27 protein-coding genes are annotated in these 22,608 nt (G+C 60.8%); 16 read left to right on the top strand and 11 right to left on the bottom strand.

Translation table 11 applies throughout. The features are described 5' to 3' along the window. Window positions 1–539: 539 nt before the first annotated feature. The 7 genes from FRT59_RS04270 to FRT59_RS04240 all read left to right on the top strand — a co-directional run bounded on the left by FRT59_RS04270 (window position 540) and on the right by FRT59_RS04240 (window position 5,216). Window positions 540–1,169, top strand: a complete 630-nt coding sequence (locus tag FRT59_RS04270; RefSeq protein ID WP_153870480.1) for a recombinase family protein — start codon at window positions 540–542, stop codon at window positions 1,167–1,169. Between the two features lie 376 nt (window positions 1,170–1,545). After that, window positions 1,546–1,989, top strand: a complete 444-nt coding sequence (locus tag FRT59_RS04265; protein ID WP_153870479.1) for a hypothetical protein — start codon at window positions 1,546–1,548, stop codon at window positions 1,987–1,989. 153 nt (window positions 1,990–2,142) lie between these two features. Then, window positions 2,143–2,862, top strand: coding sequence for a hypothetical protein (locus FRT59_RS04260; protein WP_153870478.1), 720 nt, complete (start codon window positions 2,143–2,145; stop codon window positions 2,860–2,862). Window positions 2,863–2,920: 58 nt separating this feature from the next. Beyond that, on the top strand, window positions 2,921–3,220 hold the full coding sequence (locus tag FRT59_RS04255; protein WP_153870477.1) for a hypothetical protein: 300 nt from the start codon (window positions 2,921–2,923) through the stop codon (window positions 3,218–3,220). Window positions 3,221–3,637: 417 nt separating this feature from the next. Beyond that, window positions 3,638–3,976 (top strand): hypothetical protein, encoded by a 339-nt coding sequence (locus tag FRT59_RS04250; RefSeq protein WP_153870476.1) that lies wholly within the window; start codon window positions 3,638–3,640, stop codon window positions 3,974–3,976. Continuing rightward, the gene (locus FRT59_RS04245) at window positions 3,973–4,197 is read left to right on the top strand and encodes a hypothetical protein (RefSeq protein WP_069868725.1); all 225 of its coding nucleotides are present in this window, start codon (window positions 3,973–3,975) and stop codon (window positions 4,195–4,197) included. The genes FRT59_RS04250 and FRT59_RS04245 overlap by 4 nt, the downstream gene beginning before the upstream one ends. A 203-nt stretch (window positions 4,198–4,400) precedes the next feature. Next, window positions 4,401–5,216 (top strand): hypothetical protein, encoded by an 816-nt coding sequence (locus FRT59_RS04240; protein WP_153870475.1) that lies wholly within the window; start codon window positions 4,401–4,403, stop codon window positions 5,214–5,216. A gap of 16 nt (window positions 5,217–5,232) precedes the next feature. On the opposite strand, the gene FRT59_RS04235 is transcribed toward FRT59_RS04240, so the two are convergent. Continuing rightward, complete coding sequence (locus tag FRT59_RS04235; RefSeq protein ID WP_153870474.1) at window positions 5,233–6,693, bottom strand: DUF6538 domain-containing protein; 1,461 nt, start codon at window positions 6,691–6,693, stop codon at window positions 5,233–5,235. Between the two features lie 239 nt (window positions 6,694–6,932). Here FRT59_RS04235 and FRT59_RS04230 point away from each other — a divergent pair, with 239 nt between their 5' ends. Both FRT59_RS04230 and FRT59_RS04225 read left to right on the top strand, forming a co-directional pair. After that, on the top strand, window positions 6,933–7,778 hold the full coding sequence (locus FRT59_RS04230) for an AAA family ATPase (protein ID WP_034118675.1): 846 nt from the start codon (window positions 6,933–6,935) through the stop codon (window positions 7,776–7,778). Continuing rightward, window positions 7,778–8,956 carry a vWA domain-containing protein gene (locus tag FRT59_RS04225; protein WP_153870473.1) on the top strand — a complete coding sequence of 393 codons (1,179 nt, stop codon included), beginning with the start codon at window positions 7,778–7,780 and terminating at the stop codon, window positions 8,954–8,956. Before FRT59_RS04230 ends, FRT59_RS04225 begins: the two co-directional genes overlap by 1 nt. A gap of 108 nt (window positions 8,957–9,064) precedes the next feature. Here the strand turns inward: FRT59_RS04225 and FRT59_RS04220 are convergent, their stop codons facing one another. The 3 genes from FRT59_RS04220 to FRT59_RS04210 are packed head-to-tail and all read right to left on the bottom strand — an operon-like array spanning window position 9,065 to window position 11,417. Continuing rightward, on the bottom strand, window positions 9,065–9,979 hold the full coding sequence (locus FRT59_RS04220; protein WP_153870472.1) for a 5-oxoprolinase subunit C family protein: 915 nt from the start codon (window positions 9,977–9,979) through the stop codon (window positions 9,065–9,067). Further along, window positions 9,976–10,680 carry a 5-oxoprolinase subunit B family protein gene (locus FRT59_RS04215; RefSeq protein ID WP_153870471.1) on the bottom strand — a complete coding sequence of 235 codons (705 nt, stop codon included), beginning with the start codon at window positions 10,678–10,680 and terminating at the stop codon, window positions 9,976–9,978. The genes FRT59_RS04220 and FRT59_RS04215 overlap by 4 nt, the downstream gene beginning before the upstream one ends. Beyond that, a complete protein-coding gene (locus FRT59_RS04210; protein WP_198809586.1) occupies window positions 10,677–11,417 on the bottom strand; it encodes a 5-oxoprolinase subunit PxpA in 741 nt (246 codons plus the stop codon). The genes FRT59_RS04215 and FRT59_RS04210 overlap by 4 nt, the downstream gene beginning before the upstream one ends. A gap of 174 nt (window positions 11,418–11,591) precedes the next feature. On the opposite strand from FRT59_RS04210, the gene FRT59_RS04205 reads away from it, so the two are divergent. After that, entirely contained in the window at window positions 11,592–12,506 is a 915-nt protein-coding gene (locus FRT59_RS04205; protein ID WP_034118670.1) for a LysR family transcriptional regulator, read from the top strand. A 24-nt stretch (window positions 12,507–12,530) separates the two neighbouring features. On the opposite strand, the gene FRT59_RS04200 is transcribed toward FRT59_RS04205, so the two are convergent. Genes FRT59_RS04200 through FRT59_RS04190 form a run of 3 tightly spaced genes read right to left on the bottom strand, consistent with a single transcriptional unit; the run spans window position 12,531 to window position 14,419 of the window. Further along, complete coding sequence (locus tag FRT59_RS04200; protein WP_153837738.1) at window positions 12,531–13,073, bottom strand: DUF2937 family protein; 543 nt, start codon at window positions 13,071–13,073, stop codon at window positions 12,531–12,533. Window positions 13,074–13,084: 11 nt separating this feature from the next. Further along, the gene (locus tag FRT59_RS04195; protein WP_003189615.1) at window positions 13,085–13,861 is read right to left on the bottom strand and encodes a class II glutamine amidotransferase; all 777 of its coding nucleotides are present in this window, start codon (window positions 13,859–13,861) and stop codon (window positions 13,085–13,087) included. A gap of 30 nt (window positions 13,862–13,891) precedes the next feature. Beyond that, window positions 13,892–14,419, bottom strand: a complete 528-nt coding sequence (locus tag FRT59_RS04190; protein WP_162524822.1) for an MFS transporter — start codon at window positions 14,417–14,419, stop codon at window positions 13,892–13,894. Between the two features lie 24 nt (window positions 14,420–14,443). On the opposite strand from FRT59_RS04190, the gene FRT59_RS04185 reads away from it, so the two are divergent. Continuing rightward, window positions 14,444–16,486, top strand: a complete 2,043-nt coding sequence (locus FRT59_RS04185; RefSeq protein WP_153870470.1) for a S9 family peptidase — start codon at window positions 14,444–14,446, stop codon at window positions 16,484–16,486. A gap of 35 nt (window positions 16,487–16,521) precedes the next feature. On the opposite strand, the gene FRT59_RS04180 is transcribed toward FRT59_RS04185, so the two are convergent. Further along, on the bottom strand, window positions 16,522–16,800 hold the full coding sequence (locus tag FRT59_RS04180; protein ID WP_153870469.1) for a hypothetical protein: 279 nt from the start codon (window positions 16,798–16,800) through the stop codon (window positions 16,522–16,524). Between the two features lie 78 nt (window positions 16,801–16,878). Here FRT59_RS04180 and FRT59_RS04175 point away from each other — a divergent pair, with 78 nt between their 5' ends. Next, the gene (locus tag FRT59_RS04175; RefSeq protein ID WP_034118665.1) at window positions 16,879–17,565 is read left to right on the top strand and encodes a spermidine synthase; all 687 of its coding nucleotides are present in this window, start codon (window positions 16,879–16,881) and stop codon (window positions 17,563–17,565) included. 70 nt (window positions 17,566–17,635) lie between these two features. On the opposite strand, the gene FRT59_RS04170 is transcribed toward FRT59_RS04175, so the two are convergent. Continuing rightward, the gene (locus tag FRT59_RS04170) at window positions 17,636–18,556 is read right to left on the bottom strand and encodes a ParB/Srx family N-terminal domain-containing protein (RefSeq protein ID WP_153870468.1); all 921 of its coding nucleotides are present in this window, start codon (window positions 18,554–18,556) and stop codon (window positions 17,636–17,638) included. A 106-nt stretch (window positions 18,557–18,662) separates the two neighbouring features. Here FRT59_RS04170 and FRT59_RS04165 point away from each other — a divergent pair, with 106 nt between their 5' ends. The 3 genes from FRT59_RS04165 (at window position 18,663) to FRT59_RS04155 (ending at window position 20,031) form a co-directional block, all read left to right on the top strand. Next, complete coding sequence (locus tag FRT59_RS04165) at window positions 18,663–19,037, top strand: YajD family HNH nuclease (RefSeq protein ID WP_034118663.1); 375 nt, start codon at window positions 18,663–18,665, stop codon at window positions 19,035–19,037. 108 nt (window positions 19,038–19,145) lie between these two features. Beyond that, a complete protein-coding gene (locus tag FRT59_RS04160; protein WP_003189607.1) occupies window positions 19,146–19,613 on the top strand; it encodes an RNA methyltransferase in 468 nt (155 codons plus the stop codon). A gap of 67 nt (window positions 19,614–19,680) precedes the next feature. Beyond that, window positions 19,681–20,031: a YgaP family membrane protein gene (locus FRT59_RS04155; RefSeq protein ID WP_153870466.1), complete on the top strand. Its 351-nt coding sequence runs from the start codon at window positions 19,681–19,683 to the stop codon at window positions 20,029–20,031. An 82-nt stretch (window positions 20,032–20,113) separates the two neighbouring features. Here FRT59_RS04155 and FRT59_RS04150 read toward each other — a convergent pair whose 3' ends face one another. Together FRT59_RS04150 and FRT59_RS04145 are read right to left on the bottom strand one after the other, a co-directional pair. Further along, the gene (locus FRT59_RS04150) at window positions 20,114–21,334 is read right to left on the bottom strand and encodes a hypothetical protein (RefSeq protein WP_153870465.1); all 1,221 of its coding nucleotides are present in this window, start codon (window positions 21,332–21,334) and stop codon (window positions 20,114–20,116) included. Window positions 21,335–21,348: 14 nt separating this feature from the next. Next, window positions 21,349–21,798, bottom strand: coding sequence for a YcgN family cysteine cluster protein (locus FRT59_RS04145; RefSeq protein WP_003172524.1), 450 nt, complete (start codon window positions 21,796–21,798; stop codon window positions 21,349–21,351). 154 nt (window positions 21,799–21,952) lie between these two features. On the opposite strand from FRT59_RS04145, the gene FRT59_RS04140 reads away from it, so the two are divergent. Continuing rightward, window positions 21,953–22,546 carry a nitroreductase family protein gene (locus FRT59_RS04140; RefSeq protein WP_153837727.1) on the top strand — a complete coding sequence of 198 codons (594 nt, stop codon included), beginning with the start codon at window positions 21,953–21,955 and terminating at the stop codon, window positions 22,544–22,546. Window positions 22,547–22,608 lie beyond the last annotated feature (62 nt).

Raw genomic sequence — 22,608 nt, 5'->3', positions numbered from 1 at the left:
TACTTCGGTCCGATTATACATTGTTTTAACTCTCCATCTTTCGTATCGCTGACGACCTAAAATTTAGGTCACTCATTCGCGTGGGTCTCTCCGATACCATCACGTCCCTTTCCCCCGTAGGCCCTCTGTAGCACGCCAGTGGTTCCAAGCGCCGGGGGGTTCACTGCGTCTCCAGCGATATAGACTACCTTGAGAGGTGTCGCAATGTGGCGATGAGCTAGCAAGGAGTAGTTATGCCTACGAGATATCGTGATGCGGTGACTGGGGAATACATTACTGAGGGTGAAGCGAAGCGCAATCCTAGAGAGTCGGTGAAAGAAACTGATAAGCCCAAGCCTAAGTCTCCTCCACCTAAGAAGAGGAAGTAAGGCGCGTGGCGCGGCTAGATGGCTAGCCGCGCTCGTCACCATGTAGCGAATTAGGTATACCTCAATCACTACCTCTTGTCGGGTCGAATGGTCCGTAGCGTTATTTCAGCTTGACCACTTCAATCGCTACACGCATCATCGCTACACCTAAACCGCTACAGAGACTTCGCCATGATGATCCGTGCCTACCTCCGCGCTTCCACCAATGAGCAAGATGCCAGCCGTGCCCGAGCGGACATCAAGGCATTCGCTGACCAACACGGCCAACGCATCGCTAGCTATTACACGGAGAATGAGAGCGGTGCCACCCTGCAACGGCCTGAGCTGATGCGCCTGCTGGCTGACTGCGAGCCGGGTGACGTGTTGCTGGTTGAACAGGTTGACCGGCTATCACGACTAACCGAGGCGGACTGGCAAGCCCTACGCGCCGAGTTGACCGCCAAGGGCGTACTTGTGGTTGCCCTGGACCTACCAACAAGTCACGGCGCTATGGCTGCCGGTGCAGGTGCCGACGACTTCACTACCCGCATGCTGGGCGCGGTGAATGCAATGCTGCTGGACATGCTCGCCGCTGTCGCCCGCAAGGACTACGAGGATCGCCGCCGCCGTCAAGCACAGGGCATCGAGAAGGCCAAGGCTGGTGGCGCCTATAAAGGACGCGCAACTAACGAGGCGCTGCACTCGCACATCACTGAGCTGTTGAAAGAAGGTAAGTCGATTCGCAAAGTCGCGGGCCTGCTGGGGTGCAGTACGAACACTGTGCAGCGGGTTCGGCAGGCAGTGGTGCCCGTAGAAGCATAAGCAGCGCACTTGCGTGGGAGGTGCAATGCCTCCCTGGCAGCCGCAATAAGTAGGGCCTCTAATTTAATTGTCACATACGTAGGAGAGATGGGATTAAGGCACGCCTACACGGCGTATCCACTGGCACCTGACGTTCATCAGGGCAACCCGTCATTGATCCAACCTCTCGGCATTGAAGGCTGGCGCAGACTCAAGCGCACCCCGCCGCATAGTCCACCTTCTGATACATCTGCCAACACCCACGCTGTAAGCCCTGAGACGCCATCTGAGCCGTCTTGGCGACACCTCAAAAGCACCCTAAATTCAGCTACAAGCCACGGCCTGTATGTGTTTTGGCATTCAGCCACATTCCCCTTCAAAATAGCTTTGGTGATCTATGCGCCTTGCATTCCCAAGCCCGATCCAGCCTGTCCAGGCGGACGGCAGTCGGTACGTCCGACAGTACAAATCAGTCCGTTACCACGCATTAAAGGGCAGATTCCCGCGCACTAAAGCGCTGGTGGTCCTGGCGTTACAACAGCTCAATCATCGACACCAAGGACCAGTAACCATCGGTGCGATCCTCAAACACAACACCACGTTGAACCGTACCAGCGTCCACCGGGCATTGGTCGATCTGCATTATGAGGCGCACCTCGTGTGGCTCCCTGTGCCGAACGCTGAGCACATCACCAGCTATCTATTGGGCACCAACCGCGCAATGGTCGGCTTGCCTCCCCTGGGGCCTGCTGAGCAGCGCGAGGCGGTAGCAGCCGAACGGACCCTCAAGCTGATGCTGGATGACCACATTGCAAAGGCTGCGTTGAAGCGTCGTCGCTGACCTTGCACTCGCAAACCGAAACAGCCAATCAACAGCATGGGCCAGTCCCTATATATATGCGCGGCAATTGGTCCAACCCAATGAATACGGGCACTTCGCCAACCTGCTGGCCCAAGGTGGCCCGGCACTGGCACGCCCATAAGTGAGTAAATAATGAACAACGCGACGACCGCTCAGGCGACGACCGCTCCCACCCTACCTGCGCATATCCAGGCTTTGGTGAACCAGTTACACGACCTCATCGCAGTTCACGGCTTGCTGGCACTGCACAGCCAACGGCAGATCGCCACCCAACTTGGCCTATCCCGTCGCCGGGTAAACGACCTGAGCAAGATGCGACCACCAACCACGCTCGACATGAGCGCCACTACAAGTGAGTTCGACCTGACCGAATTCAACACGGAGCCGACCATGACCCGAGTACAAGCCGTGGATGCAATCCTAGCGCTTGCCATCCGCCCGTTGGGCGTCAAGTACCACGAGTACAAAGAGACCTTGGGCGCAGCGTTCGGTCTCACTTGCGTAGATGGGGAGTTCAATTTGAACATGGATGAGAAACAACACCGCCAACTTCGCGCCGATGTACGACGCAAGGCCAAAGCCGCTGGTGATGTAGCACTGTTCATTCCTGGCTGGATGGATGCAAGCGATCCCGTTGCAAGTAACCGCGCAATGCTCGCCGCTGCCCAGGCCGTATACGAGGCGGTCGAAGATGCCGCAGCTGCATACCGTGACCAGTATCCGGATATGCCGTACTTGTCTGTCGTAAACGAGATTAAAGCAATCGCTATCCCCGGTTACAGCAGTGACCCAGTGGTTGCTCGCTGCGAGCGGAACAGCAACACCGTCGACTTGCTACTGAGCCGAACCTAATAAAACCCTTCGCCACTTGCCATGCAGGGCGGCTTCGCGCTGCCCGGAGAAACCTCCCATGAACCTGACACTCAACGAACTACTGGACGCCTGCGAGTTGCCACCATCCGCGCAACACAACACCGACGACCACGAACCCCGCCGCGCCCTGGATGCTGAGCCCGGGGAAATGTACCGTGCTGCCGTCGCCCTGGCTAATGGCGGTGATGGCGGGGCGGCAGGCCAACGGCTGGCTTTACGCGATGATAGGCGTTACCGAGACGCCACCACCCTAGGCCAGCGGCGAGGGTTGAACGTGGCTGAGAGAGCCTCACAAGACCTCACAGGGCGCAACGCCCGTGGCCGTTTGCGGGACTGATTAACGCTGCACTCCCGGCCCAAATCGGCGGCACTTATCCGAATGAACCTTGACCTTCCGGCACTAGCTGGCGGATCAACCCTGCACGAAGGAATCATCCGTGAAGCACTACTCACGTAACGAAAAACATGTCGGCTTGTTCAAGCAACGAGGCCGACCACCTCTCCATAGAATCCGCTGTATGCACGTTATCCGGTCGATGTTAGCGGCTGGGGAACCCGTCACTGTCGGCAGTGTGCATAAGCGCATCCGCGTTGGGGCGCCCGCCCAAACCTACACCGTGATGAATTATTTCCTGACTGCCGGACTTGCAGCGGCACCGTTGGTTGGCGCCCCACATATCAACCGATTCGAGGTTGCATGCCCTGACACCTGGGCCGCGACGATCCGCGAACTTAATGAAATTGAGAAATTGTTATGACTGAACAAAATACCGAGACAACCCGCCGTCGCCGTAAACGTAAGCCCCTGGATGTCCACGCCGAGGGGCTGGCGCTGCTGGCTGAAACACTGGCCGCGTCCCGCAAGAAGTTGGAGTGGTGCGCCGAGAACGACGTGCCTGTCGATGCTGCCCAGGTAAGCGCCAACGTCTCGCTGCTGAAACTGCTGGAGACGATGCGCCACGTCGATGACGACGACAAGGACAAAGAGACCGCCGAGCTGGTAGCTGGCTTCCATGCCAAGACCGCCGAGCGTGCGGCCCGTCCTATTGCTGCCCCGACCAAGGCCGACCTGTTGGCGGAGTACGGCTTGTGATCGACGACCGCAGCACCTCACAGCTCAACGTCGACCGCATTTATGCCGACATGCAGGCGAAGGCCGCGAAGGCCACGGACGACGCCCGACTGGGCCGACTGGCCGCGCTAGCCACCAGCGCCTCAATGCAGTCCCTGGACAGCACACCGGCTTCCGGCTTCCTCAACTTCCGCACTGAGTCGGACGTAGCCGCAACCAGCGGCGGCATCAAAATCCCTTAGCCAACCGGCACCAAACAATCCCCTTCTATATAGAGAGAAATTCCATGACTCGTAAATTCGCTGCTGCCCGCAAATCCGCTAACGCCATCGCATTGTTCGATGCGCTCCAGGCTGCTGTCCCGCTTCATCTGGTCGAAGTCCCAGCCACCCAGTACCCAACTGCCCCGGCTAACCTACAAGAGCTTCGCAAGGGCATCACCACCATGACGGAGCTATTCACCTCTGACGAACGTGCTGACTCCAAGAAGACCAGCCGCGACGATGTTGAGCATGAGCTGATGGGCGTGATGACCACTCTGTCCAATCGAGGCTTTGCATTCGCAGACCTGCCAATCCTCTTCGCCTTTGAGCAAGATCGTAACCAGCACCTCGACACAGTGACGCGCTACACCCGCGCCGCCAACGCAAACACCGAGGCACTGTCGGCCAAGGTGGCCGAATGGTTCTCTGACATCACCGCCGTCCTGAGTGTGGCAAAGATGGTTGGCGCTGACGTGATGGCCGAGGCTGCCACTGCTCCGAACAAGACTATGGCGGCGCTGGGTATCGACCTGCACGTTCGCGAGAAGCTGAACGCATCGGCCCAAGCTGGCGTCCCGGTAATGGCAGCAGGCCGTGGTCTGATGGTCCTCAAAGCTGCCAAGATCGACGCCTTGTCCCTAGACTTAGGCGACGTTGAGCTGGCTGCCGCAATGGCCTTGTACAGCTACTTCCCGGATGCTATCGAAGGCGCGTCAATGCAGGAAGCTGGGCTGCGCTTCGGCTCCGTCGTCCTGGGTGCCAATGCTGAAGGCGTCGTGGTCTACCGCGAGGCGGTCCAATCAAACGCATCGGGCCTGCTGCCGCACACTGCCCTGGTGGCTGCTGATGGCAAAGCCCTGGCAGCGCTGCAATCGAAGATCGACGTTCGCCTGGGTGGCGTAGACCACGCCTTTACCGGCACCGTGGAGAATGGCGGGATGACTGTTGCGGAACGCCGTCTGCGTGACTTCGGCAAGTCTGCTGTTACCACGTACTAAAACCAACCCTGCTTGCCTAAACGGCTTGCAGGGTATTTTGCTTGTCGAGCAGTTCGCGGACTCTAGCCAGCAGTTCCCGCTGCCGTGTGAGAGGAGCCGTTCCGCCATAGACGCCGGTGTGCTTATTCCCAGACTGGGTATGGCCGAGGATACCGCCCACCTCCGCATCGCTCGCACCTGCCGCCCTGAGCAAATCCGCTGCCGTGTGCCGTGCGCTGTACAGACTGACCTGTCCCGTGATGCCCGGTATCTTGAGCAGGGCTGCGCTCACAGCACGACTCAACCGTGTAACGCGCTGTCGCCCTCTGTCCGCTGTGCTGCCGTCACCAAAGCCTGATAGCACTAGTTTGAACAGCGGAACGTCCTCCGCAGCCACAGGCAAATCCCTACGACTGGCAGCGTTCTTGGCACCAGATAGGCCAGCCTGGAATACCTGCTCCCTGTTACCCACGATGTCTTCCCGCATAGTCAACGCCGCTGGGCCTTCGCTCAACAGCTCCAGGGGCCGCACACCGTATCGGACAAGCAGATGCATTGCTGCCGCGTCTACCGCATCACCACGGGCGTCCAGGGCAGCCTGCACCTGCGCCACCACGGCTAACGGCATCGGGTCGCGGGCGTTCTTCTGGAGCGCACCACCCGCACGGATGGCCCTGGCTACCGCGCCCTGCTTCGGTAGGCTGATCCCTTCCCATCCTGGCACCTGTCGTAGAATCGTTATCATCCCCGCTGCCTGGGTGTGGACCGACGAAGCTTTGCCACCGCCAGCTAGCTTGCCCTCGGCGTAGGCCATGATCCGTTGCACCTGCTGCGCCGGGGTGCTCGGCCAGCTTAGAACGTCATTGCAGAGTTTGCGCATGATGCCCACCCGGCCAGCGCTGACTCGCTCACAATAGCCGTCCAGGGCTTCCGCGAACTGCTGGGCTGAACGTCTATCGCCCTGCTGGCTGACCGGCTCCACAGGCGCTTCCACCGGGCCAGGAATGATAGTGCCCAGGGTTGGCGGCTCGCCACGTTCCAAGGCTTCCAGCGCTCTAACAGCGGCCATAGATTCGAGTGGGTGAACAGCCTCCATCCCTGGTGGTGGCATCCCCTGCGCGGCCATCGAGTACGCCCGCTTCTGCCAATCCAGTTCGGTCTGCCAGCTCCGCGTCACCAGCTTCGCCCCTGGCGCCATGTCTGCAACCGCACGAAGTGTTACCCGCTCGACCACGGCCTGTAAGCTTGCCAGGACGGCGCGGGGATCAACCGGGACCGACGCTCTGCGCTCGGCTGGATCGTTAGCCACAGGCGCCAGGGCTTCGCTACAGATGCGGTCAAACTCTACTGACACCTGCCGGGCAAGGCGCAGAGCTTCTGCGCGGTCGGCGGTGCCTAGGGCTTTGCGGTATTCAGCGCGGCCCAGCAGTTCAGCAACTGGTAGCGGGAAGCGGCGGCGGTAGTGGTAACGCCCTTCACGGCGGGTGAGGTATGACATGACGGCTCCGGGGCATGTGGCACAGTCGCGTGCCGGTGGCTGGTGGACCATAGAGCGGCTGAATGCGCAGCTATGTGTCCCGGCCCACCTCGGCTGGAAGCGTTGATTCTACTGGCTCCGCACCAAGATTGGCAGTCAGAAGTGTACCGGGGAGTCAGAGACTGAATAACCCGTCTGCGTTCACAGTCGCCGGGGCTGCGCGGTATAGTCCGGACATTGATGAATTCGAGGAATGACCGATGAAGTTCGAAGGCACCCAGGCCTATGTGGCTACCGATGACCTGAAACTGGCCGTCAACGCCGCCATCACCCTGGAGCGGCCGCTGCTGGTCAAGGGCGAACCGGGCACCGGCAAGACCATGCTCGCCGAGCAACTGGCCGAATCCTTCGGCGCCCGGCTGATCACCTGGCACATCAAGTCCACCACCAAGGCGCATCAGGGCCTGTACGAGTACGATGCGGTCAGCCGCTTGCGCGACTCGCAGCTGGGTGTGGACAAGGTCCACGATGTGCGCAACTACCTGAAAAAGGGCAAGCTCTGGGAAGCCTTCGAGTCCGAAGAGCGGGTCATCCTGCTGATCGATGAAATCGACAAGGCCGACATCGAGTTCCCCAACGACCTGTTGCAAGAGCTCGACAAGATGGAGTTCTACGTCTACGAAATCGACGAGACCATCAAGGCCAAGAAACGCCCGATCATCATCATTACCTCCAACAACGAAAAAGAGCTGCCGGACGCGTTCCTGCGTCGCTGCTTCTTCCACTACATCGCCTTCCCCGACCGCCCTACCCTGCAAAAAATCGTGGATGTGCACTACCCGGACATCAAGAAGGACCTGGTCAGCGAAGCGCTGGATGTATTCTTCGACGTGCGCAAAGTGCCGGGCCTGAAGAAAAAACCTTCCACCTCCGAGTTGGTCGACTGGCTCAAGCTGCTGATGGCCGACAATATCGGCGAAGCGGTGTTGCGCGAACGCGACCCGACCAAGGCCATCCCACCGTTGGCCGGGGCCTTGGTGAAGAACGAGCAAGACGTGCAACTGCTGGAACGTCTGGCATTCATGAGCCGTCGCGGTAATCGATAATGTTGCTCAACCTGTTCAATGAAATGCGTGCAGCCAAGGTGCCGGTGTCGGTGCGCGAACTGCTCGACCTGATCAATGCGTTGAAACAGCGCGTGACCTTCGCCGACATGGACGAGTTCTACTACTTGGCCAGGGCGATTCTGGTCAAGGACGAGCGGCATTTCGACAAGTTCGACCGCGCCTTCGGTGCCTATTTCAACGGCCTGGAAAAGCTCGACGACCACTTGCAGGCGCTGATCCCCGAAGACTGGTTGCGCAAGGAATTCGAACGCTCCCTCAGCGATGAAGAACGTGCGCAGATCCAATCCCTCGGCGGCCTCGACAAGTTGATCGAGGAATTCAAGAAACGCCTGGAAGAACAGAAAGAACGTCATGCCGGCGGCAACAAGTGGATCGGCACCGGTGGCACCAGCCCATTTGGTTCCGGCGGCTACAACCCGGAAGGCATCCGTGTGGGTGATGCCGGTAAGCGCCAGGGCAAGGCAGTGAAAGTCTGGGACCAGCGCGAGTACAAGAATCTCGACGACCAGGTGGAACTGGGCACGCGCAACATCAAGATCGCCCTGCGCCGGCTACGCAAGTTCGCGCGCCAGGGTGCGGCCGAAGAGCTGGATATCGACGGCACCATCGACCACACCGCCCGCGATGCCGGGTTGCTGAATATCCAGATGCGCCCCGAGCGCCGCAACACCATCAAGTTGTTGTTGCTGTTCGATATCGGCGGCTCGATGGACGCCCATGTGAAGATCTGCGAAGAGCTGTTCTCAGCGTGCAAGACCGAGTTCAAGCACCTGGAGTATTTCTACTTCCATAACTTCGTGTACGAGTCGGTGTGGAAGAACAACCAGCGTCGCACCTCGGAACGCACCTCCACCCAGGACCTGCTGCACAAATACGGCGCCGACTACAAAGTGATTTTTATCGGCGATGCGGCCATGGCACCCTACGAAATCACCCAGGCCGGCGGCAGCGTCGAGCATTGGAACGAAGAGCCTGGCTATGTGTGGATGCAGCGCTTCATGGCCAAGTACAAGAAGCTGATCTGGATTAACCCCTACCCGAAAGATACCTGGGGCTATACGGCCTCGACGGGGATTGTGCGCGAGCTGGTAGAGGATCAGATGTATCCGCTGACGTTGCGCGGGTTGGAAGAAGGCATGCGCTTTCTCTCGAAATAGGCGGTGTCCTGGCCGGCCTCATCGCAGGCAAGCCAGCTCACACATTTTGACTGCATTTCAAAGTTGGAATGCATTCCTCTGTGGGAGCGGGCTTGCCTGCCATGCTTTTTAGCGATCGGCAAACCGCTGCAAAAACTCGATGTGCTGCCGATGCGCCGTCTCTTGCACCACCGGCGCAAATCTGACTTTCTCCCCCGGCAAACACTGCGCCAGGCGCGCCAGCGCCAACGGCGTCAACGCACCCAAACGTGGATAACCACCGATGGTCTGCCGGTCATTGAGCAACACAATCGGCTGCCCGTCCGGCGGCACCTGGATTGCGCCCAACGGAATGCCTTCCGAAATCAACGACGGCCCCTGGTACTGCAACGGCGTGCCCAGTAAGCGCATGCCCATGCGATCAGCGCGACTGTCCAGAGCCCACTCGGTGTTGAAGGCGTCGAATAAACTCTGCCCGCTGAACTGGCCGATCTGCGCACCGATGATCACGTCCAGCGGTGCAGCAGATTGCAAATCCGGGTCAGCCAGCACTTTCATCGCGCCGCCCGTGCCGGAATAGGCCAACCGCTCGCCTTCAGCCAATGCCTTGCCGAAACCGTCTACGCCGCCCAACTCTTCACGCACCACCGTGGCACAACTGCCGAGCACCGCCGGCGCGTCAAACCCGCCAGGCGCGGCCAGATAAGCCCGTGCACCACTGAACGGTTGGGTAAAGCGCAGGCGCTGGCCCTTTTGCAGGATAAAACTGCGCCCGGGGCTGATGGCGCGCTCATCGATATACGCACCCAGGTCCGCACCGGCCAAGGCCAACAGGCAATAGTCCTCGGCCAGCACAGTAAAGCCGCCCAGGGTGATTTCCACTACCGGCGCATCCAGGGCATTGCCCAGCAGCCAGTTGGCCCAGGACATTGACACCCAATCCAACGCGCCGCCCTGGGTCACGCCGAGGTGGCGCACGCCAAAACGCCCGGCGTCCTGCAACAGGCACAGCGGCGTGCTGGCCTCGATGGTCAAGCGGCTCATGCCTGCGCCTCCAACGGCGTGTCATCACCATCCAGGTTGATAAATTCGGCGTGGCCAACCGGCTCGAAGCGCACCGTATCGCCGGGCTGCATCAGGCTGTAGCCGTCGCGCTCACGGTCGAACAGTTTGGCTGGGGTGCGGCCGATCAGGTTCCAGCCGCCCGGGGACACCACCGGGTAAGCAGCGGTTTGCCGCTCGGCAATGCCGACGCTGCCGGCCGCCACGCGTTTGCGCGGCGTGTTGAGGCGCGGCGTGACGAGGGCTTCGTCCACCAGCCCCATAAAGGCAAAGCCCGGGGCAAAGCCGAGAGCGAAAACCTGGTATGGGTGGGCGCTGTGGCGACGGATCACTTCCTCCACAGCCAGCCCGCTACGCTGGGACAGCAAGGCCAATTCCGGGCCGACACTCAGGTCGTACCACACCGGCAGCACATGGCACTGGCCACTGCCCTGGGCCTGGGGCTGCAGGTCAGTTAGGGCGTGATCGATCAATTCCCGGGCCTGGGCCGGGGTCAACGCAGTGAGATCGTAATGCACCATCAAGGTGGTATAGGACGGCACCATGTCCACTAACGCTGCGCCGAACCCGCTGCGCAGGCGCTGGGTGGCGGCGAGCATCCACGGCATGTTGGCTTCGGCAATCACGTCAAACAGACGCACCATCAGGCAGTCGATGGCCACCACTTCGATCCGTGGCTTCATGCTGTCTTCAGCGCTTGGCGAATACGCTGCACCGCGGCGACCGAACTGGCATTGTCGCCATGCACGCATAAGGTATTGGCCTGCAACACCAGCGCGCTGCCGTCACTGGCGACCAGCGGCTCGCCACGGGAAATGGTCAGTGCCTGCTGGACGATAGTCTCGCAGTCGTGGTGCACCGCACCCGGCAACTGGCGGGAAACCAGATGGCCCTTGGTGTCATAGGCACGGTCGGCGAAGGCTTCGAACCACAGGGTCACGCCGTATTCGTCGCCCAATGCCTGGGCCGCGCTGTTGTCGCGGGTGGCCAGCAACATCAGCGGCAGGTCGCCATAGGCCGCCACAGCCTGGATCACCGCACGCAACTGCGCGGGGTTGGCCATCATGTCGTTGTACATCGCACCGTGGGGCTTCACGTACCTGACGCGACCGCCCTGAGCACGACAGATGCCTTCCAACGCGCCGATCTGGTAGTGCAACAGGTCCTGGATTTCCTGCGGCGTGTAGTGCATGGAACGCCGACCGAAGCCCTGCAGATCCTGGTAGGCCGGGTGGGCGCCCACTTGCACGCCATGTTTGAACGCCAGGCTGACGGTCTTGCGCATGATACTGGGGTCGCCGGCATGGAAGCCGCAGGCCACGTTGGCGCAATCAATGAACGGCATGACTTCGGCGTCCAGACCCATGGTCCAGTTACCAAAGCTTTCGCCGATGTCACAGTTCAAAAGCAGGCGGCTCACGGTGGTCGCTCCTGTAGGCTTTGTTTTTTTGTAGTGTGGGATTTATTACACAGAACTCGCAACTTGTCCTGGCACCCCTACGACGCTTATCGTGGAACAGCTCGATTTTTGGCGCTTGCCCGGTGCGACGTCCAACTAATAAAAACCGATCCATGCATAAGAAAAGTTGATCCCATGAATTTGAAGTTCCTCGAAACCTTCGTCTGGGTGGCCAAGCTCAAGAGCTTTCGCCTGACCGCCGAGAAGCTGTTCACCACCCAGGCCTCGATCTCCAGCCGCATCGCGGTGCTGGAAAGCGAGTTGGGGGTGAAGCTGTTCCTGCGTGACTCCCGTGGCGTAAGCCTGACCCCGGAAGGCTTGAAGGTGCTCGATTATGCCGAACAGATGATGGTGACCATGCAGGGCTTGAAGCAGTCCCTGGAGACCACCAGCAGCAAGGTCGGGCGCATTCGGATCGGCGCGATGGACACGGTGATCCATACATGGCTAAGCCCGCTGGTCGCCGAATTGATGGACCATTTCCCTCTGGTGGAAATCGAGTTGGTCGCCGATACCGCGCTGAACCTCAGCGATCAACTGCAAAAAGGCTTCCTCGACCTGATCCTGCAAACCGACCTGCTGCGCCTGGAAACCGTACGCAGCCTGGAACTGGCCAGCCACCCCATGGCCTGGATCGTCGCCAGCCAATCGATCTATAACCGCGACTACGCCTCCCTCGCTGAGCTGGCCCAGGAGCGCATCATCACCTACTCGAAAAACTCCCACCCCCATCAGGACGTGATCAGCCTGATGCAGGCCAACGGCGTGGCCGCGCCACGGATGAACTGTGTGAACTCGGTGTCGGCGATCACCCGGTTGCTGCGCGACGGCTTCGGCATTGGCGCGCTGCCGCCGGTGCTGGTCAGCGAAGAACTGGCGCGGGGAGAGTTGGTGATGCTGCCAATGGCGCAGCGCCTGCCGAACTTGCAAGTGGTGGTGTCGTGGCGCGTGGGGGTGGAGTTGGTGGAGGAGATTGTCGGGTTGTGCCAGAAGGTGGTGGCCAGGTATGCCGAAGAAGTCGGCGAAGAACGGATGCTGCTGAGCCTTTGAAGAAACACAATCCAAATGTGGGCGTTAGAGACCTTTAAGGTCGCGCTCTTCAATCGGCCGGCTCTGGCGCAAGCGTCTGCCGCCCAACACCACCCAGTCGATCAGGCGGAACAGGCATTCGATGCCGAACGACAGCAGCATCGCCCCGCCCAGGCCCCAGCCCATGGCCTCCGGTGTCAGCAAAATCTGGTAGCTGTAGCCATTCCAGGTCTCCAGGCGGATATCCGGGTCGGCGGCCACCGCCACTTGCAGGACGCGGATGTACCAAGGGCCTTGCATGGCCTGGAATTGCTTGTCCAATGCCACCTGGCGGTCAAGCATTGCGCCCAGGCTGCTGGCGTCGCTCTGGAATACCGGATCGTCACTGGCGCGGTAGTGGGCGACCAGCGCCTGCAAGTCACCGTTGAAGAACTGCTGCGCCGTGGATTCAAAGCCGCGCAGGCCTGTCTGGGCCTCGATCAGGTGGGCCTCGACGCGCTTGGCGTAGTCGTTGACAAACCCCGGCACTTGCACGCCGACCAACAAGCCAATGGCAAACAGCACCAACCGCAGATAGCTAAGTAACATGGTCGATATCCTTACTCGGTAACGCCCTGGCTGACGCATTCACCGCGTCGCCACAGGCTCCATTGGCCCGGTTCGTAGCGGGTCCAGTTTTCGTTGTCGGTCAAGGGCTCGGTGGCGATCACCGTCACCACATCATTGGGGGTGGTTTCGGCCTGAAAATCGACAATCACGTCGACATCTTTTAAGCGCGCCGGGCCAAAGGGTGCACGCCGGGTAATCTGCGCCAGTTTGGTCGAGCAGTAGCAGAACAGCCAGTCACCGTCGCTGAGCAGGCAGTTGAACACACCTTTGCTGCGGTATTCGGCGCAGGCGGCGATCAGGTCCGGCAGCACTTGCTCGATATCCACCGGCTCGGGGAAGGCTTCACGCACACGGTTGAGCAGGTCGCAGAAGGCCGCTTCGCTGTCGGTATCGCCCACCGGGCGGTAGAACGTGGCGCGTGGGTTGAAGTCCGCCAGTTGGCCGTTGTGGGCAAAACACCAGTTACGGCCCCACAGCTCGCGCACGAACGGATGGGTATTGGCCAGGCTCACCTTGCCGACGTTAGCCTGGCGGATATGGCCGATTACCACTTCACTCTTGATGGGATAACGCTGTACCAGTAACGCGACTTCCGACTCGCTGCTCGCGGCCGGGTCCTGGAACAGGCGCAGGCCACGGCCTTCGTAGAAGGCGATGCCCCAACCGTCGCGGTGTGGGCCGGTGCGCCCGCCGCGCTGCATCAGCCCGGTAAAGCTGAACACGATATCGGTGGGGACGTTGGCACTCATGCCCAATAATTCACACATGCCAGGGCTCTCGCTGCAGGGCGGACAACGTTAAAGGCGCGGTTCGACCCGCATACCGCTGACAGGCGCAGGGCGACGGAACGGCTCATCATCGTCCGGCTCGGCGGCCAAGGCAGCATCCGCAGCGGCCTTGCGCTCACGGCGGGCGTTGGCGGCACGCTCGATGGGCCAGCGGATCAGCACAAACACGATGTACAGGGCAAACACGATCATGGTGTACATGAACAGATCGGAAATCGCCCGCCAGGCGTTGTTGCCGACCTTGAGCACCAGGTCCAGGGCGGTAATCGCCACGGCCGGCGCAAATTGGGTCTTGACCGGGTCGACGATGGTCGGGCTCAGCAACAGCACTGCCATCAGCAATTGCAGCGGCTCGCGCAGCCAGCGCCAGATCCATCGGGTCATGCGCCACCACACCAACAGGCAGCCCAAAGCGGCGAAGGCGTAAAGGCCCCAAGCGGTCAGATAGTCGTTCTCGGTCATGGTGTCCATGGCAAGGTAGGCAAACAGGCGGCTATGATAACGGCTTTTGCGTGTCGCGGCTGCAATGCCTGCCACCTTCCGCCAGACAGAGAGTGATCCATGACGTCATCGACCGCCCCGATTGCCCGCAAGGCCCCAGGCCAAGACCCGTACGCCTGGCTGCAAGCGCGGGACACCCCTGAGGTGCTCGACTACCTCAAGGCCGAAAATGCCTGGCAGGAAGCCCAATTGGCCGATCAGCAGGCGCTGCGCGAGACCCTGTTCGAAGAGATCAAGGGCCGCATCCTCGAAACCGATCTGTCCCTGCCCTCCCCTTGGGGCCCGTACCTGTACTACACGCGCACCACCGCCGGTGACGAATACGCACGCCACTACCGCTGCCGACGCTCGGCCGATGACAGTAACCAGGTGGACGACAGCAGCGAAGAACTGCTGCTGGACCCGAACGTATTGGCCAATGGCGGCTTTTTCTCTCTGGGTGCGTTCAGCATCAGCCCCGACCATCAGCGCCTGGCCTACAGCCTCGACACCAGCGGCGAAGAGATCTACACCCTGTTCGTGAAGGAATTGGCCACCGGCAAGGTCAGCGAACTGGCATTCGAGAACTGCGACGGCAGCATGACCTGGGCCAATGACAGCCTGACCCTGTTCTTCGGTGAGCTGGACGACACCCATCGCCCGCACAAGCTGTATCGCTATCGCCTGGATGGCACGGCGGCGCAGGAAGTGTTCCACGAGCCCGACGGCCGTTTCTTCCTGCATTGCTACCGCTCAAGCTCCGAGCGCCAAGTGCTGCTGGCCCTGGGCAGCAAGACCACCAGCGAAATCTGGGCGCTGGACGCCGAGCAGCCGCACCTGGCCTTTACCTGCCTGGCGGCGCGGGTCGAAGACCATGAATACGATGTCGACCATGGCAAGCGTAATGGCGAGTGGACCTGGTTTATTCGCAGCAACCGCGATGGGATCAACTACGCGCTGTACGTCGCCACCGACACCGGCACGACGCCCACCGAAGCCGACTGGCAGAACCTGATCCCCCACAGCGACGAGGTCATGCTCGACGGCGTAAGCCTCAATGCCAGCGCCATGACGTTGAGCCTGCGCATCGGCGGCCTGCCGGTCATCGAGGTGCACCCCGAGAACGTGCCAGCCTATCGCGTGGAATTGCCTGACGCTGCCTACAGCCTCTACGTACAAAACAGCCTGGAGTTTCCCAGCGACAAGATCCGCCTGCGCTATGAAGCCTTGAACCGCCCGGCCCAGGTACGTCAGCTCGAACTGGCGAGCGGCGCCCAAGTCGTGCTCAAGGAAACCCCGGTACTCGGCACATTCAACGCCGATGACTACGTCAGCCAACGCCTGTGGGCCACCTCCGCCGATGGCACCCAGGTGCCCATCAGCCTGGTGGTCAAGCGTAACCAGCTCGGCCAGCCGACGCCGCTGTACCTGTATGGCTACGGTGCCTACGGCCAGAGCCTCGACCCGTGGTTCTCCCACGCACGCTTGAGCTTGCTGGACCGTGGGGTAGCGTTTGCCATCGCCCATGTGCGCGGCGGCGGTGAGTTGGGCGAAGCCTGGTACCGCAACGGCAAGCAGGAACACAAGCAGAACACCTTCAGCGACTTTATCGCCTGCGCCGAACACCTGATCGCCCAAGGCCTGACCACCTCCAAGCAACTGGCGATCAGCGGCGGCAGTGCCGGCGGCCTGTTGATCGGCGCCGTGCTCAACCAGCGCCCGGAATTGTTCCAGGCGGCGATTGCCGAAGTGCCGTTCGTCGATGTGCTCAACACCATGCTCGACCCGGAACTGCCCCTGACCATCACCGAGTACGACGAATGGGGCAACCCCGAGGAGCCGGAGGTGTATGCGCGCATCAAGGCCTACGCGCCGTACGAAAACGTCAGCGCCCAGGCCTACCCGGCCATGCTGGTGATTGCCGGCTACAACGACAGCCGCGTGCAGTACTGGGAAGCAGCCAAGTGGGTGGCGAAGCTGCGTGACACCTCAACCTCCGATAACCTGCTGCTGCTCAAGACTGAGCTGGGTGCCGGCCATGGCGGCATGAGCGGTCGTTACCAGGGATTACGTGACGTAGCGCTCGAATACGCGTTTGTGTTCAAGGCGCTCGGCTTGCTCTAACCCACTGCGCACGGGCAGTTGCTGAATCGACAGTGTTAACCGCCGGGTGTCTTCGGCTTGCTGTCGTTCTGCTGCAGGCCAGGGACTGTCTGGTCCTTGGGCGGTGTCGGCAACACGATGGGCGCCAACAGCGGTGAGCCGTTTGTCTTCGGCGTGGTTGGCGGGCTGACTTGGGGGTACAACGTCGGGGTCGGAGTGCCCGGCGCGCCGGGAGTGGGTGCTGGCGCGACCGGTACGGTTTGCAACTCCTGAGCCTGCGCCGTACCCAATGCGAGCGCGCTCAACACAATGACCGTTAGAATGCTGCACTTCATCGATGGCTCCATGGCCTGACCGGAATGTCGTAAGGCTACTCCCAACCGCGCAAGAATGCCCTTCCCAATGAGATTTCCATGAAACGTTTCGTTCTGCTGGACACCACTCCGATCCCCGACAACGGCGGTGCCTTGTGCCTGTTCGAGTACGGCGAGGATTTCGTCATCAAGATCCAGGGCGGTGACGGCGGCCAGTTGATGAACACACGCATGCACGGCTCCGAAGACGCCCTGGCGGAAATTCCCTGCCGCAAGGTGGCAGGTCGCCCGGGTTCACGCGTACTGATCGGCGGCTTGGGCATGGGTTTTACCTTGGCCGCGGCGCTCAAGCATCTGGGCAAAAGCGCCGAAGTGGTGGTGGCGGAATTGGTACCCGGCGTTGTGGAATGGAACCGTGGGCCGCTGGGAGAAAAGTCCGGACGCCCGCTGCTGGACCCGCGCACGGTGATCCGCCAGGAAGACGTGGCCAAGGTGCTGCAGGCCGAGCCACAGGGCTTCGACGCGATCATGCTCGACGTCGACAACGGCCCCGAGGGTCTTACGCAAAAGGCCAACAGCTGGCTGTACTCCGCCGGTGGCCTGGCAGCCTGCGCCAAGGCCCTGCGGCCCAAGGGCGTATTGGCCGTGTGGTCTGCCAGTGCCGATAAACTGTTCAGCGACAAACTGCGCAAGGCCGGCTTCAAGGCCGAGGAAGTCCAGGTGTTTGCCCATGGCAACAAGGGCACTCGGCATACCATCTGGATTGCCGAGAAGGTCAAGAGCTGAGTCACGCCAGACCAGGCGCCGCAGGTCAAATGTGGGAGGGGGCTTGCTCCCTCCCACATTTGGTACTGCTTCAGTCTCTGGATTTGCGGTAATCGATCACGTACGGCACTTTTTTATCGAGGGTCTTTTCCAGCTCATTACGATCCAGCTGAGTCATACCGCCCAGTTGCCTGGCAGTGAAACCGCTATCGCCAACCTGTGACCCCGGCGCCAGGCCGACCATACGCTTGGCCACGGCCTCGATGGCATCCTTATAGCCCCCCTTCTTGTTCAGGTTGAAAGCACCCAGGTCGATCTGCGTGCGCAGCCAGTTTCCCCAATAGAACTCCAGGAATTCCGGTGCAATCGCACCCTCGGTCGGCTTGCCATAGGCGGCCTTGCGGGTGAAATACACCAGGCTGCGGAAGGTATCGTCCTGCAGGCTCTTGAAGCCCAGGTGCGCCGGCAGTTGCTCCGGTGGCAGGGTCTGGCCCTGGTTGTCCTTGAGCCAGACTTTGCGGGCGGCCTCCATGCGCTGCCAGAAGGCGGCGAGGTTCGGGCTGCTGCTGAAATCGTCGGTGACCTTGACCCACATTTTCAAACGCGGGCCGGCGCCGGGTGTTTCCCACAGGGTGGTGAAACTGTGATGACCATCGGTCAGGTAAAGCTGGCCGCCGGGGCCGACCACCACGGTCTTCATCTCCTCGGGATAAGTGCCGACCGGGTGCTTGCAGGTGAAGGTGGCAGGCCGCAGCAGCTCGGCGTTCTTGGGCACCTGGTCGGCCTCACCCTGGCCGTTGGTTTCGCAGTATTCGTCGAAAGCCTTGGCGGGCTTATCGGCGAACAGCCCCAGGCTGTAGTAGATCTGGTCGAAGCCCACCACGGCCTGGGTAGGGTGCAATTGTTCCAGGGCAACCTCGATCACCTGCCCAGGTTGTGGCGTCGAAAACGCCTGGGCCTGCGCGGTGACAACACAGAGCACAAGCCCGATAGTCCATGAATGCAGACGCATGTATTTAAAATCCTTATCAGTCAGTGCAGCAATCCTAGCGGTCATTTACCGCGCAAGCGGCTAGAATCCACCTTATCCGTGAACCACCAAATAGCCAGGAGCCATGATGAGCTCGACCAACCCGCCCTCCCACACCGCCAAGCTCGACCGTATCCTCGCCGATGCCCAGCGCGACCGGGAAATGGGCTACCGCGACAAAGCCTTGAAGATGTACCCCCACGTGTGCGGCCGCTGCGCCCGTGAGTTCGCCGGCAAGCGCCTGAGCGAACTGACCGTACACCACCGCAACCACAATCATGATGACAACCCCCAGGACGGCTCCAACTGGGAGTTGCTGTGCCTGTATTGCCATGACAACGAACACTCGCGCTACACCGACCAGCAGTACTTCGGCGAAGGCTCCACCAGCAGCCCGAGCATTGCCAAGGCTACGCACAACCCGTTTGCGGCGTTGGCGGGGTTGATGAAGAAAGACAGCTGAATTACGCAGCTTCAAGTTTCAAGCAGCAAGCTACAAGAAAAAGCCATACCGCTTTTACTTGCAGCTTGAAGCTTGCCGCTATACTGCTGCCCTTTTAAAGGCACTCCCGTGGGCAATAAACGCTACAGCTGCATCGGTCTGTATAACCCCAAATCCCCCGAAAACGTCGGCTCGGTGATGCGTGCCGCCGGCTGCTACGGCGTGGCCTCGGTGTTCTACACCGGCGTGCGTTACGAGCGCGCCCGGGATTTCATTACCGACACCAAGAAGGTCCATCACGACATTCCGCTGATCGGTATCGACGACCTGAAAAAGATCCTGCCCCTGGGCTGCATCCCGGTTGCCGTGGAATTGGTGGAAGGCGCCCGGCCCCTGCCGGAATACACCCACCCCGACCGCGCGCTGTATATCTTCGGCCCCGAAGACGGCTCCCTGGACAAAGAGATCCGCGACTGGTGCGAAGACGTGGTGTACATCCCCACCACCGGCTGCATGAACCTGGCGGCCACGGTCAACGTGGTGCTCTACGACCGCCTGGCCAAGGGCAACAACACCCGTTCGGGCCCCAAGTACTGATTTTCCGGGAACATCCGGCACCTGCGCGCAGTCAGCTAGTAACACTTGCCCTTGTTGGAGACAGATCATGAGCGACAGCAAAACCTTGCGACCCATCATCGAAGCGACGCCCTTGAAGACTCAACCGACCCAAAACGTTCACGGCTGGGAACGCATCGGTTCCGTGGCCGGTGGTGTGATGATGGTTGGCAAAGGCCTGCGCCGCGGCGGAATTTTCGGCTTGATCCAGGTGGCGATTGGCGGCGTGGCACTGGCCCGTGGCTTTACCGGGCACAGTTCGCTCAAGGACAAGCTGGAACAAGGCCGCCAGGAAATGAACAGCGTGCGCACGAAGATCGAGCGAGCTGGGGAAGAGTTGAAGAACTTGAAGACCAAGGCCGAGATCGCGGCTGAAAAGGCTGTAAAACCCAACGCCTGACCTAAGTCTTGGACATGTTGGAGATTCAAATGTGGGAGGGGGCTTGCCCCCTCCCACATTTTGAACTGCACATGGCTTGGGATCACTGCAGTAGTTTGCTGTCCAGAACAACTGAAGACTCGCCGATCACACTCTCGGCCAACTGCACGAACTCCTTGGTACTAATGCTGTTCGCCCGCATCACCGCCTGCGCCAGATCATCCAGGGACCGCTTGTTGTGGGTCTTCACGCGGATCTCACGGTCCAGGTCCTGCAACACCAGCACCGCCCGCGCCATGCCCGCAGCACCGATTTGCTCGCCCCTGAGGGTGGTGACCGCCTTGCTCTCCTTGGCCAGCCGTGCCTGGATCGCAGCGTAGCGCTCATCGGTGAGGCCACCGGCACGCCGCACCAGTTCAATCGCGTAATACTCCCCCAAACCCTCGCTGATCCAGTCACTGCTGTCGTGGTCGTTAAAGCGCCCGATAGCCTGCACCACTTCGCGGAGCAACGGGCTGCTGCCATTTTCGCTGACCAGTGGCGTGCGACTGTTGATGTAGATCGAATCGCGCGATGAATAAGCGCCACGGCGCATGGGGTCACCGGCACCGACGATCAACAATTTGGCGGGGTGGCGCGGGAACGCGGCTTCCACTTGGGGCCAGACGAATGTCAGCAGGGTCAGCACATCCATGCGACGCATGCCCTGCCCCTTGGGCGAGGCCACGGTGACTTCGGTTTCGCCCAGGCGCAGGCGGCGGCTGCCCAGGTGTCCGGCAAGCATCCAGCCGGTGGGCCGGTCGAACAGGCGGGATACGTTGTCGATACGGAATTTATGCTTGCCAATGCGTGGCCAGGCCGTTTCGACGCTCTTCCAGCCGGTGGGCAGCTCAAACATCAGGCGCGAGACCAATTCAATGCCATCTTGCTGGTCAAGGCGCGCAGCCGGCACCAGGTCTTCACCGCGCAGTAACGCCCAGCCAGGGGTAATACGCGCATCATAAACGCCAGGTTTGCGTGCATGGGACAAGCGCACCCGGTAGGTCAGGCTGGCTTTGTCGGCGCTGGGATGCCACAGGCCACGGCTGCCCGTGACCTGCCATTGGCCGTCGGCCTTGAAGTCGCTGTAGTCACCATCGCGGCCCAGGTCGAAGTCCAGGCTGCGCACCGCCGAGCCTTGGGACAGGCTGACGCGCACCTCGGCCTGGTCGCTCTGGGGGAGCAGCTTGACGTGATAATCCAGGTCGACTTTTTTCGCGCACCAGCCCGGCCCGCTCAGCGCCAGTACTATCAGGCCCGCTGCCAACTTGGCTGCCACCTTCATACACACTCCTTTGTTCAGCCTGCGCGGAAGATCAGGTAATCCTCCCAGTCGTCCTCGGGCACGCTGCCTTCGCTGAGCATGCGCCCGGACTGGGAAATGCGTTCGTGGTGTACTGCGTCACGGTCGCCGCAGACCAGGTGGTGCCAGAGCGGCAAATCCTTGCGCTCGCTGACCAGGCGGTAGCCGCAGGTCGGTGGCAGCCATTTGAATTGATCGGCCTGGCCCGGGGTGAGCTGGATACAGTCCGGCACCGAGGCCCGGCGGTTGGGGTAGTCGGTGCACTGGCAGGTTTTCAGGTCGAGCAGTTTGCAAGCGATGCGCGTGTAATAGACGCTGTTGTCGTCCTCATCCTCAAGCTTTTGCAGGCAGCACAGGCCACAGCCGTCGCACAACGACTCCCACTCCTCCTGGTCGAGGTGCTCAAGGGTTTTGCGTATCCAGAAAGGTTCGACTTTGGCGGCCATGGCTCAACATCAGTATCGGAAGGTGAAAAGGCCGCCAGTCTAGTGCCCAAGCCCGTTGCGGCCAAGCGCTTACGACTGACGGTGTTGCAAGGCTTGTCAGGCTGGGGGGCGGCGCAGTAGCTTTGAGTCCCGGTTTCTTCATCAGGATCTGCCCATGAGCGATAACCCACGCGTTGCCGATTACCCGATCCACACTCAGTTCACCGAGCGCTGGTCGCCCCGCGCTTTTACCGGCGAAAGCATCCCGCAAGAGACCCTGCTGAGTTTCTTCGAGGCCGCACGCTGGGCGCCCTCGGCCTACAATTCGCAGCCGTGGCGGTTTCTCTATGCACGCCGGGACACGCCGGATTGGGAGCGCTTCCTGGGCTTGCTGAATGAATTCAACCGCGGCTGGGCGCAACACGCGTCGGCCTTGGTGATCATCGCCTCGAAAACCGACTTCACGGCGCCAGGCGCCACGGAAGAAACTCCGGCACTGTGGCATACCTTCGACACCGGTTCTGCCTGGGGCCACCTGGCGTTGCAAGCCAGCCTCAGCGGCTGGCACACCCACGGCATGGCCGGGTTTGACCAGGAGCTGACCCGCAAGGAGCTGAAGATTCCACAGGGGTATGCGCTGCATGCGGCCGTGGCCGTGGGCAAGCTGGGCGACAAGTCGAGCTTGCCGGAATATCTGCAAGGCCGTGAAGCGCCGAGCCCACGCCGGCCGTTGAGTGAGCTGGTGTCCGAAGGTGACTTCAGCCTGTAAGCCCTGCGCAAATCCAATGTGGGAGGGGGCTTGCCCCCTCCCACATTTTAGATTTATGCATG

Origin of the sequence: Pseudomonas haemolytica (assembly GCF_009659625.1) — a bacterium.
In the GTDB taxonomy this organism is placed as follows: Bacteria; Pseudomonadota; Gammaproteobacteria; order Pseudomonadales; family Pseudomonadaceae; genus Aquipseudomonas; species Aquipseudomonas haemolytica.
Note: the sequence above shows the minus strand (reverse complement) of the source record. Positions and strands in the feature narration are given on the sequence as shown.

Excerpts from the sequence above, each read along its gene's own strand:
- FRT59_RS04270 (WP_153870480.1), top strand. The coding sequence starts at position 540 with ATGATGATCCGTGCCTACCTCCGCGCTTCCACCAATGAGCAAGATGCC.
- FRT59_RS04265 (WP_153870479.1), top strand. The coding sequence starts at position 1,546 with ATGCGCCTTGCATTCCCAAGCCCGATCCAGCCTGTCCAGGCGGACGGC.
- FRT59_RS04260 (WP_153870478.1), top strand. The coding sequence starts at position 2,143 with ATGAACAACGCGACGACCGCTCAGGCGACGACCGCTCCCACCCTACCT.
- FRT59_RS04255 (WP_153870477.1), top strand. The coding sequence starts at position 2,921 with ATGAACCTGACACTCAACGAACTACTGGACGCCTGCGAGTTGCCACCA.
- FRT59_RS04250 (WP_153870476.1), top strand. The coding sequence starts at position 3,638 with ATGACTGAACAAAATACCGAGACAACCCGCCGTCGCCGTAAACGTAAG.
- FRT59_RS04240 (WP_153870475.1), top strand. The coding sequence starts at position 4,401 with ATGACGGAGCTATTCACCTCTGACGAACGTGCTGACTCCAAGAAGACC.
- FRT59_RS04235 (WP_153870474.1), bottom strand. The coding sequence starts at position 6,693 with ATGTCATACCTCACCCGCCGTGAAGGGCGTTACCACTACCGCCGCCGC.
- FRT59_RS04230 (WP_034118675.1), top strand. The coding sequence starts at position 6,933 with ATGAAGTTCGAAGGCACCCAGGCCTATGTGGCTACCGATGACCTGAAA.
- FRT59_RS04225 (WP_153870473.1), top strand. The coding sequence starts at position 7,778 with ATGTTGCTCAACCTGTTCAATGAAATGCGTGCAGCCAAGGTGCCGGTG.
- FRT59_RS04220 (WP_153870472.1), bottom strand. The coding sequence starts at position 9,979 with ATGAGCCGCTTGACCATCGAGGCCAGCACGCCGCTGTGCCTGTTGCAG.
- FRT59_RS04215 (WP_153870471.1), bottom strand. The coding sequence starts at position 10,680 with ATGAAGCCACGGATCGAAGTGGTGGCCATCGACTGCCTGATGGTGCGT.
- FRT59_RS04205 (WP_034118670.1), top strand. The coding sequence starts at position 11,592 with ATGAATTTGAAGTTCCTCGAAACCTTCGTCTGGGTGGCCAAGCTCAAG.
- FRT59_RS04200 (WP_153837738.1), bottom strand. The coding sequence starts at position 13,073 with ATGTTACTTAGCTATCTGCGGTTGGTGCTGTTTGCCATTGGCTTGTTG.
- FRT59_RS04195 (WP_003189615.1), bottom strand. The coding sequence starts at position 13,861 with ATGTGTGAATTATTGGGCATGAGTGCCAACGTCCCCACCGATATCGTG.
- FRT59_RS04185 (WP_153870470.1), top strand. The coding sequence starts at position 14,444 with ATGACGTCATCGACCGCCCCGATTGCCCGCAAGGCCCCAGGCCAAGAC.
- FRT59_RS04180 (WP_153870469.1), bottom strand. The coding sequence starts at position 16,800 with ATGAAGTGCAGCATTCTAACGGTCATTGTGTTGAGCGCGCTCGCATTG.
- FRT59_RS04175 (WP_034118665.1), top strand. The coding sequence starts at position 16,879 with ATGAAACGTTTCGTTCTGCTGGACACCACTCCGATCCCCGACAACGGC.
- FRT59_RS04170 (WP_153870468.1), bottom strand. The coding sequence starts at position 18,556 with ATGCGTCTGCATTCATGGACTATCGGGCTTGTGCTCTGTGTTGTCACC.
- FRT59_RS04165 (WP_034118663.1), top strand. The coding sequence starts at position 18,663 with ATGAGCTCGACCAACCCGCCCTCCCACACCGCCAAGCTCGACCGTATC.
- FRT59_RS04155 (WP_153870466.1), top strand. The coding sequence starts at position 19,681 with ATGAGCGACAGCAAAACCTTGCGACCCATCATCGAAGCGACGCCCTTG.
- FRT59_RS04150 (WP_153870465.1), bottom strand. The coding sequence starts at position 21,334 with ATGAAGGTGGCAGCCAAGTTGGCAGCGGGCCTGATAGTACTGGCGCTG.
- FRT59_RS04145 (WP_003172524.1), bottom strand. The coding sequence starts at position 21,798 with ATGGCCGCCAAAGTCGAACCTTTCTGGATACGCAAAACCCTTGAGCAC.
- FRT59_RS04140 (WP_153837727.1), top strand. The coding sequence starts at position 21,953 with ATGAGCGATAACCCACGCGTTGCCGATTACCCGATCCACACTCAGTTC.